The sequence below is a fragment of the Streptomyces sp. NPDC050211 genome, from assembly GCF_040656035.1.
Lineage (GTDB): Bacteria > Actinomycetota > Actinomycetes > Streptomycetales > Streptomycetaceae > Streptomyces.
The window spans coordinates 1-9,140 of the sequence record NZ_JBFALC010000140.1; the positions used below are offsets into that span (position 1 = coordinate 1).

A 9,140-nucleotide genomic window follows, 5' to 3' on the forward strand; every position below is an offset into this window, starting at 1 on the left:
CGGCCCCCGCCAGGGCGGCCTCGGCCGCGGGACCGTCCGCCCCGGCGGCCGGCGCCGCGCCCGGCGCCCCGACCCCGGTACGGCCCGGCGCCGACCTCAGCGCACTGGCCGCGGCCGACGGCGCCGACGGCTACCTCTACGCGTACGACCTCCCCAACTTCCAGGGGGACAGGTGCCGGTGGGATCGCGACGACGAGTGGTGGGGAAACGACTGCGGCAACTTCAACGACCGCGCCACCTCCGTCTGGAACAACGGTTTCCCCGGCCTCTTCAGCGAGGTCGCCCTGCGCCGGGACGTGAACCCCAGTACGAACCAGTCGTCGTTCTGCATCGAGGCGGGCAGCTACTACGGCGACCTGTCCTTGGGCTACGAGAGATTCCTCGACGGCGGCTGGGCGGGCACCGCTGGTTCACCGACGACGCGGACTACATCCACGACCCGCACTACGCCTGCTGACCGGAACGAGGAACCGTGGCCTTCACCATCAACGAGCGCGACACCTGGGGCAGTACGCCCCCGAGCACGTGCGAGCACACGCCTCCGCTCCTCCCGAGGCCAACCTGAACGACCCGTGGTCCGGGCACATGGGCGTGTTCCTGCACCACCTCGGCGCCGGCAGCACCAGCGAATTCCGGACGGAGGAGGACTGCCGCGAGGCAGTCGCCAAGGTCTATTGGGACCACAAGAGCGGCGGCGAGTTCAACGGAGACATCGCCTACAACTACCTCGTCTGCCCGCACGGCCACGTCTACCAGGGACGCGGAGAGGAACGCGGTGAGGGGAACGTGCCTGGCGCTCCATCGCGGCAACGGCAACAACGGGGGTAGAAGTGACCGTTCACTTTCCGTGAATGTCGTTTCGATGTAAGTCCGGGATTCACCCAAAGGACTTCAGCGTGATCAATTCCAGTGAGAATTGACTGAAGCACGAGAGCCTTTGAGCTGTGGGAGTTGTTCCAGCGGGTGGTGCCGGAGGCGCCGACTCGTCCGCAGGGTGGTGGCCGACGCCGGCACGGTGACAGGGAAGTGCTGGATGAACTGCCCAGCTCACGCCTGCGGCTCGCCCCGAGCGGGGGCGCTGCACTTACGGTCGAGTGCCGTCGATGTGCTCGAGCAGCGTTCGGGCTTCGACGGTGCGGTGGTGGTCCGGGCCGAATGAGACCAGGCAGGCATCGTGAGCGGCTGCAGCCTGGCGACGGGCATCGGGAGCGCGGCGCAACCCCAACAGGGCCGTAGCAAAGGCCAGTTCGACGGCGCCCGTATCTGGATGGCGCTGGTATTCGGGCAGAGCGCGGTACAGCTTGCCGGCGCGCTGCGCCTCGGTGAGGGCGTCTTCGTGGCGGGCTTGGCCGTTGAGGCTGCGAGCCAGGCCGAGTCGCAGGACGAGGGACATCCGGTCACGTGCGCGATGGGCGGCCAGGGCCTCGCGGGCGAGTGCTTCGGCCTCCTGATGGCGCCTTTGCGTATTGAGGGCGAAGACCAGCCCATTGCGGGCGGCCGCTGCCAGGAGTGACATTTCCGGGCCGGTACCGCGGCCCGCGGCCTCGGCGACGACCGCGCATTCTGCCTCGCACTCGGCGTGCTGACCGAGCGAGATCATCTGCTGGGCTCGGTCCGAGCGCAGCTTCAGGGTCAGCCAGTGATCGGCCCCAAATATCCTGCTGAAGGAAGGCAGCGCTTCGTCGTAGGTGGCGAGTGCCTCGGAGTGGCGGCCTTGGGCGCCCGTCGCGAGCGCGGCGATGTTCAGCGCCACAGCTGCGTACTCGTCGTCGCGTGGCCGCGATCGGGCCACGGCGCGGGCTTCGGCCGCTGCCTCGGCGTAACGCCCGGCTTCGTAAAGGGCTTTGGCCTCAGCCACAGGCGTTCCCGACATTCGTTGGGCGTCGCTTCGGCCACGCGGCCGGAAAAATCTCATGACCGGGAGCATACGGATGCTGCGCAGGCTGCTCGGCGAAGAGGCAAGGAGATGGTCGGCAGCCCTTGCGTCCTTTAGCCTCGATCTTTTCGGGGTCGGCGCAGGCTGAGAGCCCGGCTTTCGCGTCGGGTGGGCGCCGGCTTCCACGTCTCCGGTGCTGTAGTGCAGGTTGTCGGGACGGCGAAGTGTCTGGTCAGCCGGGGTTTGGCAGGGCGTGGAGCCTGACGATCGAGTGGCTGATGACGGCGGTCCACGGCCATCGTGAGGGCAGGCGGAGCCAGCGGCGGCGGCCGGTGGTGACCAACTGGGCGGCGGAGAACAGCCGCAGGCGGAGCTTCTGGGGTTCCCAGCGTCGGGCCTCGCCGGTCAGAGCGAGCATCGGCTCGATCACGGGATGGCGAGTGCACTTCACTCGCCGGGACCAGGTGTGGCCACGCGAGGCGACAAAGCTCATGCGGGAGTTCAGTGCCCTATTCGCCGGACTCGGCCAGCGGTTGGACGAGTTGGGCGTGCCGGAGGGCCAGCCTTTTCTGAGCAGTCCGACGGGCGAGTACGACGTCGAGCCGAACCGGTACTTCTCGGTGTGGTTGGGGTCCTCGCCATGGAACACGCAGGCTGCTCACGCCCGTGACCTGCGTACCTTCCTCGACTTTCTGTGGTTCGCCCGCGGTGAGCACAGCTGGCGTGGAACCACGGTCGATGATCGCGCGGCCTTCGAGTGGTGGCGTCGGCGCGATGAGTACGGGCCGCAGGTGGAGGACAGCACGTGGGACCGGGAGGTCTTGACGGTCAACCAGTTCTATCTGTGGGCGATCGAGCAGGACCTCATGCGTTCGAATCCGATCCGGCAGCGCGCTGTGGCCGCGTGGTCGCCGTGGTCGAGCGGGGCGGGGGACTACGAGCGGCTCGTCCAGCACTCGGAATGCTTGATCACCTGGGCGGCGATCACCCTCGGGGCATGCCTGCCCCAGGGCCGCGATCGCTCTTGAGGGCTCATATGCCGCCTCAGGTGCGGGGCTGAGCGTCCAGGAACCGGTGGAGGGATGCCGTCATGCTCGCCACGAAGGAGTCACGGGTCCGGTCGGAGACCAGGTCCAGGGACAGGTACGGGTTGAGGTCCTCCAGCTCGACGAGGAGCAGCTCGCCTTCCCGGGTGCGGCAGGCGTCCACGCGCTGGATGCCGTGGTCGAGGGTGTTCCAGTCGATGAAGCGCCGGGCGAAGGCCAGGTCGGTGGTGTCGATGGGCTCGTAGGGCTCAAGGACCCAGCGCCGCTCGGGATCAGGGGTGTGAAGGGCGTACTGGAAGGTGTCGTCGACGTAGTAGAAGGACACCTCGTAGCGGAAGTCGATGCGCGGCTGGACCAGGATGTCGCCGTAGGTCAGGTCGCTCAGCTGCTCTCGCGGCACGAAGGTCAGGCCGATGGAGTCCGCGCCCGCTTTCGGCTTGACCGCGTACTGGCCGGCCTCGGGCAGCAAGTGCAGGTCCTCGGGCCGGTCGATGGTGGGGGATGACCGGGTATCCGGCGGCGGTCAGGTCCAGCAGATACTGCTTGCCGGCCATGTCGCCCCGGCCGGACAGCGGGTTGTAGACGCGGATGCCACGGGCCAAGGCCTGCTCCTGGAAGGCGTCGTACTCCTTCTGGTAGTGCAGCACGGGCCCGCTGTTGCGGACCACGACCACATCGAAGGCGTCCATCAGCGCGGCGGCATCCAGCGGGTGGCACAGGGCGATGTCGAAGCCGTCGCGCAGTCGGGAGGTCAGGAAGATGTCCTCGTCGCAGTAGCGTCGCCCCCGGGCCTGGTAGGCGAGGTCGGTCACAAACAGGACTCTGCGGTGCTCGGACATCGTGCATCTCCTTTTGATCTAGGGAACGATATCCGCGGTGAGCTGCGGAGCACGAACAGCCGCCACGTTAAAACCTGACGCTGACGTGCAAGTCGGCCCGGCCCTGCCGCCCCGATCCTCAGATGCGGTCAGCCGGCTGCGCTATGCCAACCCGGCCGGGCAACCGCCTGCTTGCTTTAGGCGTCGGTGGCGCTGCTGTTGGTCGATGCCTGCCGTCATCTCTCCGCCCCGGAACGGGCGGCCGTGATGGACGTCGTGACAGGCACAGCAGCAGGCGCCGCCCTCCACCGCCTGACCAACGCCTCCGGCGAGATCAGCTACCTCGCTGAAGGCGGTCAGCAGGGGCAGCATCTTCCTGGGAAGCCGTCCACGAGGCCAGCAGGCGCAGGGCCTCTTCGGAGGGTGAGCCGGGTTCGGCGGTGTAGATGAGGAGGGTGAGGTCGGGTTCGTCGTCCACGGCCGAGCCGTGCCAGGCCAGGGTGAGCTCGCCGACGACCGGGTGGTGGAAGCGTTTGACACCGATGCCGTGACGGCGCACGTTGTGGGAGCCCCAGCGGGTGCGGAAGGCGTCACTGCGGGTGGACAGCTCGCCCACCAGGTCGTGGAGGTCCTTGTCGTGCGGGTTGCGGCCGGCCTCGGTGCGCAGCACGTCCACGGTCATGTCGGCGATGAGTTCCCAGTCCGGGTAGAAGCGGCGGGCCGCCGGGTCGAGGAACTGGAAACGGGCCATGTTCGGCGGCTGCGTGTCGCTGTCGTAGATGTCGGCGAGGAAGGCGCGGGCGAGCTGGTTGGCGGCGAGCAGGTCCAGGCGGCCGTTCGTCACCAACGCGGGCCCGGCGGTGACGGCGTCCAGGGCCCACTGCAGGCTCTTGGGCAGGGCCGGCTGCCGGCTGGAACGTGACCGGGGGCGGGCCAGTGTGTCGGAGCCTTCTTGCGCCTGGGCCAGGTGGAGCAGATGAGCCCGTTCGACCTCGTCCAACTGGAGCGCGCGGGCGACCGCTTCGAGCACCGCGGGGGAGACACCGGCCAGGTTGCCGCGTTCCAGCTTGCCGTAGTAGTCGACGCTGACGTCGGCCAGCGTGGCGACCTCGCTGCGGCGCAGTCCGGGCACACGGCGCCGGGTGCCGGCCGGCAGTCCGGCCTGCTCCGGAGTGATCTTGGCTCTCCGCGAGGTGAGGAACTCGCGGACTTCATCACGGTTGTCCACACCCCTGACCGTACGACGTCCGCGCGGCCGTAGGGATGTACTGCCAGTACATGGTTCAACAGCAACTGGTTGACCGCCCGGAACACCGGTTACCTGGATGCCGTGGCATCCAGCCCCGCCCGGCCGTCCGACCCAGCCGGTCCCTCGTATGCAAGGAGCAACCTCCATGCGCGGTGTCGTGATGCACGCCCCCGGTGACTTCCGGGTGCAGGAGCGCGAGGACCCGAAAATCCTCAAGCCGACCGACGCGGTCATCCGGGTGGCGGCGGCCTGTGTGTGCGGCTCGGACCTGTGGCCGTACCGCGGAGCCGAGCCCTTCGAGGCACGCTCCCCGATCGGCCATGAGTACGTGGGCGTGGTGGAGGAGGTCGGCAGCGCCGTCACCACCGTCAAGCCCGGCCAGTTCGTGGTCGGCGGCTTTTCCACCTCGGACAACACCTGCGCCAACTGCCGCGCCTGGCTACCAGACTTCGTGCGTCCAGCGCGAGTGGATGAACGAGATGGGCGCCCAGGCGGAGCGGCTGCGCGTCCCGCTCGCCGACGGCACCCTCGTCGCCACCCCGGGCACACCCGACGAGGACCTGATCCCGAGCCTGCTGACCGCCTCCGACGTGCTCGGCACCGGCTGGTTCGCCGCCGTCGCCGCCCAGGCCGGATCCGGCAAGACCGTCGCTGTGGTCGGTGACGGCGCGGTCGGTCTGCTCGGCGTGCTGGCCGCCCGGCAACTCGGCGCGGAGCGGGTCATCGCCATGAGCCGGCACACCTCCCGCCAGAAGCTGGCCCGGGAGTTCGGCGCCACCGACATCGTCACCGAGCGCGGCGACGAGGGCGTCGAGAAGATCAAGGAGATGACCGACGGCTACGGCGCCGACTCCGTCATCGAGGCGGTCGGCACCCAGGAGTCGATGCTCCAGGCGATGCGCTCCACCCGTCCCGGCGGCCATGTCGGCTACGTAGGTGTCTCCCACGACGTCACCCTCGACGGCCAGGAGCTGTTCTTCTCCCACGTGCACCTGCACGGCGGCCCGGCCCCGGTCCGCCAGTACCTGCCGCAGCTGATCGACCTGATCTGAACCGGGCAGATCGACCCGGGCAAGGTCTTCGACCTCACCGTCCCCCTCGATCGGGCCGTCGACGCCTACCGGGCGATGGACGAACGCCGCGCCGTCAAGGTCCTACTCAAGCCCTGACCAGTCACCACACCCCAGAGCATGCGCCGCCCCGGCAACGACCTGCGACGACCCGGCCGTCCTGGTGCCGCATCCCTTGCTCGTCCGAACCGCGGACCGGGGGCATCCCTAGCAAAAGGAAGGCAGGCGCATGAGCGACGAGATGAGATACGGCCACTTGGGCCGCTCCGGTCTGCTGGTCAGCCGGATCGGCCTCGGGACGATGGACTTCGGCTACACCGTGGACGAATCGACCAGTTTCGCGGTCATGGACACCGCCGTCGAGGCGGGCATCAACCTCTTCGACACCGCCGACGTCTACGGCGGCCCGCAGTCGGCGGACATGGCCAAGGGGTACGGCGTTTCCGAGGAGATCATCGGCCGGTGGCTGAGGCGCAGCGGGCGCCGCGACGACATCGTCCTGGCCACGAAGGTGGGCCAGCCGATGGGACTGGGCCCGAACGACCGCCGGCTGTCCGCCTACCACATCCGGCGCGCGTGCGAGGCGAGCCTGCGGCGACTCCGGACGGACCACATCGACCTCTACCAGATGCACCACATCGACCGGGCGACGCCCTGGGAGGAAATCTGGCAGGCGATGGAACAGCTGGTACGCGAGGGCAAGGTCAGTTACGTCGGCAGCAGCAACTTCGCCGGCTGGGACGTGGCCCTCGCTCAGTCGGCCGCCACCGCACGGCACTTCATGGGCCTGGCCTCCGAACAGAGCCTGTACAACCTCGCCGTACGAGCCGTGGAACGCGAGCTCATACCCGCACTGTGCCACCTCGGCATCGGACTGATCCCCTATAGCCCGCTGCACGTCGGACTGCTCACCGGCATCCTCGCTTCCGCGACCGGGCAACGCGCCGAAGCACACCGCGACCAGCTCGAAGCGTACGAAGATCTGTGCCAGGAGCTGGGCGCCAAACCGGCGCACGTGGCGCTGGCCTGGGTGCTGCGCAACCCCGCCGTCTCCACCACGGTCACCGGAGCGACGACGAGCGAGCAACTGCGGTCCAACCTCGGCGCACTCTCCGTACAACTCGACGACCAGGTCATGGAACGCCTCGACTGTATCTGGCCGGGCCCAGGGGAAGCCCCGCAGGCGTATGCCTGGTGAAGCAGGCCTCGGGCCGACCGACACCCCGGACCGCCCCGCTGTCGCATCGCCGAGCTCTTCCGGGCGGCAATCCGACCATGGTGTGGATCGCTGGGACCTCAGCCCTGACCACCAGGCCGACCACCGGACCGACATCCGGGACTTCCTCGTCGGACGGCGTGCCAGGATCACCCCGGAGCAGGTCGGACTGCCGATCAGCGGACCACGACGGGTGCCTGGGCTGCGGCGCGAGGAGGTTGCGCAGCTTGCGTCCATCAGCACCGACTACTACACGCGGGTCGAGCAGGGGCGCATGCGGGCGTCCGTCCCCGTCCTGGAAGCGGTCGCCCGGGCCCTGCAACTGGATGAGGACGAGCGCAGGTACCTGTTCGACCTGGCCCAAGCAGCCGGTCCCGCCCGGCGTGCAGCTCGCCTCCGCAGGGATGTCGAGATGCCGCCCTCCGTCCAGTGGATGCTCGACTCCATGACGAAGTCGTCGGCCTTCGTACGCAACGGCCGCATGGACGTCATCGCCCAGAACGCGCTGTTCCGTGCTCTGCACGCGCCGATGTTCGACAGCGACACCAGCAATCGATGCGGTCGGCCGAACATTGCCCGCTACCTCTTCCTCGATCCGAGCTCAGCAGACTTATTCGTCGACTGGGAGGCCGCCGCCGTGACCACCGTCGCGCTGATGCGCGCCGAAGCCGGGCGCGAACGCCGCGACCGGGCCCTGCGCGAACTCATCGGTGAACTGTTCGCGCTCAGCACCCAGTTCCGCATCCAGTGGGCCGCCCACCACGTCCGCATCCGCCACTACGGCATCAAGCGGCTGCACCATCCCGACGTCGGCCGCCTGGAGTTGGTGTACCGATCCATGGACCTGCCCCTGTCCGACCGTGCTGTGTACCACCTGACTGTCTATACCGCCGAGCCCGGCACTTCGTCCGAAGCCCGGCTCGAGCTCCTCGCCAGTTGGGCAGCCAGACAACCGTCGGCCACAGAGCCCACCCGATACGAGAGTCGTTGAGACTGATCGGCGAAGACTCCCACCGGGCCGCCGCGGACATGTTCCCGATGGTCGCCGCAGCAGCCCCCGGCTGGCCGAGGCGCACGTCGTGGAGGAGGGCTTGCAGAACCCCACGGCGCTCGTGCCCGAGGTGGACAACGAACAGCAGCAAACCCTGTCCATAACATGGCTTCCAAGGCTCAGGCAGGCAACAACAGCCCTGTTGCTGACTGCCTCAGTCTCAAAGTAGCGTGACCAGGGAGGACGAGAGACTCAAGTCGGAAACCTGGCGCACGCGAAGTGGCGGCTAACGGGCAGCTTGTAGGCGATCGCCCAGCGCGGGGCGCGCGTGCCTGATCCGGCTGCCTGCTGGTCGGCGGCCAGGTCGGCCTTGATGACGATCCCGTCGATCCCGAACGGCAGCTCCGCTCGCAGGGCGGCGATCTCCTGCACCCCAGCACCGGCTGGACGGTGTCGGCGGTGGTGCCGGGCACGGGGGTCGTGACGGTGGTGTTGACCCCGAGTGCGCCGGCCTTCGCCATGAGGTCGCTGTGCGCGAGCCCGGACAGCCGGACGGAAAGCTCCGGCCCGGTGTCGGCGAGGGGGAGCAGGCCGTAGCCGAAGAACGTCATCGGCACGGTGTAGGCGCGCTCCTTGGCGCGCAGGGTGCCCGCTGCGGCGCCTCGCGGATTGGCGAACGGCTGCCCGCCGTGCGCCGTGCGCACGGCGTTGCCGTGCTCGAACTGGGCGGTGGTCATCAGGACTTCGCCCTGGACTTCCACGGTGACCGGCTCGGCGAGTTCGTCGGGCAGGCCCTCGATGGTGCCGATCGCGTGCGAGACGTCCTCCGGCGGGTCGTGAGTTTCGGGGTGTGCTGCGGGCCGGCGGCCGTGTT

Annotated in this window: 6 protein-coding genes and 5 pseudogenes; 6 read left to right on the top strand and 5 right to left on the bottom strand. The window is 68.7% G+C overall.

The window, feature by feature from the left end; genetic code table 11:
- Positions 1-104: 104 nt before the first annotated feature.
- Together AB0I98_RS49115 and AB0I98_RS49120 are read left to right on the top strand one after the other, a co-directional pair.
- A pseudogene (locus AB0I98_RS49115) lies at positions 105-245 on the top strand (hypothetical protein); the annotation flags it as partial.
- Positions 246-525: 280 nt separating this feature from the next.
- The gene (locus AB0I98_RS49120) at positions 526-828 is read left to right on the top strand and encodes a hypothetical protein (protein ID WP_362952945.1); all 303 of its coding nucleotides are present in this window, start codon (positions 526-528) and stop codon (positions 826-828) included.
- A 256-nt stretch (positions 829-1,084) separates the two neighbouring features.
- Here AB0I98_RS49120 and AB0I98_RS49125 read toward each other — a convergent pair whose 3' ends face one another.
- Positions 1,085-1,915: a tetratricopeptide repeat protein gene (locus AB0I98_RS49125; RefSeq protein ID WP_362952935.1), complete on the bottom strand. Its 831-nt coding sequence runs from the start codon at positions 1,913-1,915 to the stop codon at positions 1,085-1,087.
- A gap of 193 nt (positions 1,916-2,108) precedes the next feature.
- Positions 2,109-2,297: pseudogene (locus AB0I98_RS49130) on the bottom strand (IS1380 family transposase); the annotation flags it as partial.
- Between the two features lie 70 nt (positions 2,298-2,367).
- On the opposite strand from AB0I98_RS49130, the gene AB0I98_RS49135 reads away from it, so the two are divergent.
- Positions 2,368-2,904, top strand: coding sequence for a hypothetical protein (locus AB0I98_RS49135; RefSeq protein ID WP_362952937.1), 537 nt, complete (start codon positions 2,368-2,370; stop codon positions 2,902-2,904).
- Between the two features lie 16 nt (positions 2,905-2,920).
- Here AB0I98_RS49135 and AB0I98_RS49140 read toward each other — a convergent pair.
- Together AB0I98_RS49140 and AB0I98_RS49145 are read right to left on the bottom strand one after the other, a co-directional pair.
- Positions 2,921-3,761 (bottom strand): annotated as a pseudogene (locus AB0I98_RS49140) (hypothetical protein).
- Positions 3,762-4,074: 313 nt separating this feature from the next.
- The gene (locus AB0I98_RS49145; RefSeq protein ID WP_362952939.1) at positions 4,075-4,968 is read right to left on the bottom strand and encodes a helix-turn-helix transcriptional regulator; all 894 of its coding nucleotides are present in this window, start codon (positions 4,966-4,968) and stop codon (positions 4,075-4,077) included.
- 166 nt (positions 4,969-5,134) lie between these two features.
- Between AB0I98_RS49145 and AB0I98_RS49150 the strand changes: the two are divergent.
- From AB0I98_RS49150 to AB0I98_RS49160, 3 genes and pseudogenes are all read left to right on the top strand, one after another.
- Positions 5,135-6,158: pseudogene (locus tag AB0I98_RS49150) on the top strand (zinc-dependent alcohol dehydrogenase family protein).
- Between the two features lie 142 nt (positions 6,159-6,300).
- Complete coding sequence (locus AB0I98_RS49155; protein WP_362952943.1) at positions 6,301-7,257, top strand: aldo/keto reductase; 957 nt, start codon at positions 6,301-6,303, stop codon at positions 7,255-7,257.
- Positions 7,258-7,339: 82 nt separating this feature from the next.
- Positions 7,340-8,266, top strand: coding sequence for a helix-turn-helix transcriptional regulator (locus tag AB0I98_RS49160; protein WP_362952941.1), 927 nt, complete (start codon positions 7,340-7,342; stop codon positions 8,264-8,266).
- A gap of 291 nt (positions 8,267-8,557) precedes the next feature.
- On the opposite strand, the pseudogene AB0I98_RS49165 reads toward AB0I98_RS49160, so the two are convergent.
- Positions 8,558-9,140, bottom strand: a pseudogene (locus AB0I98_RS49165) (NAD-dependent DNA ligase LigA); the annotation flags it as partial.

Bases quoted from the DNA above. Each gene is read 5' to 3' on its own strand.
- AB0I98_RS49155 (WP_362952943.1), top strand. From the start codon at position 6,301: ATGAGATACGGCCACTTGGGCCGCTCCGGTCTGCTGGTCAGCCGGATC.
- AB0I98_RS49135 (WP_362952937.1), top strand. From the start codon at position 2,368: ATGCGGGAGTTCAGTGCCCTATTCGCCGGACTCGGCCAGCGGTTGGAC.
- AB0I98_RS49125 (WP_362952935.1), bottom strand. From the start codon at position 1,915: ATGAGATTTTTCCGGCCGCGTGGCCGAAGCGACGCCCAACGAATGTCG.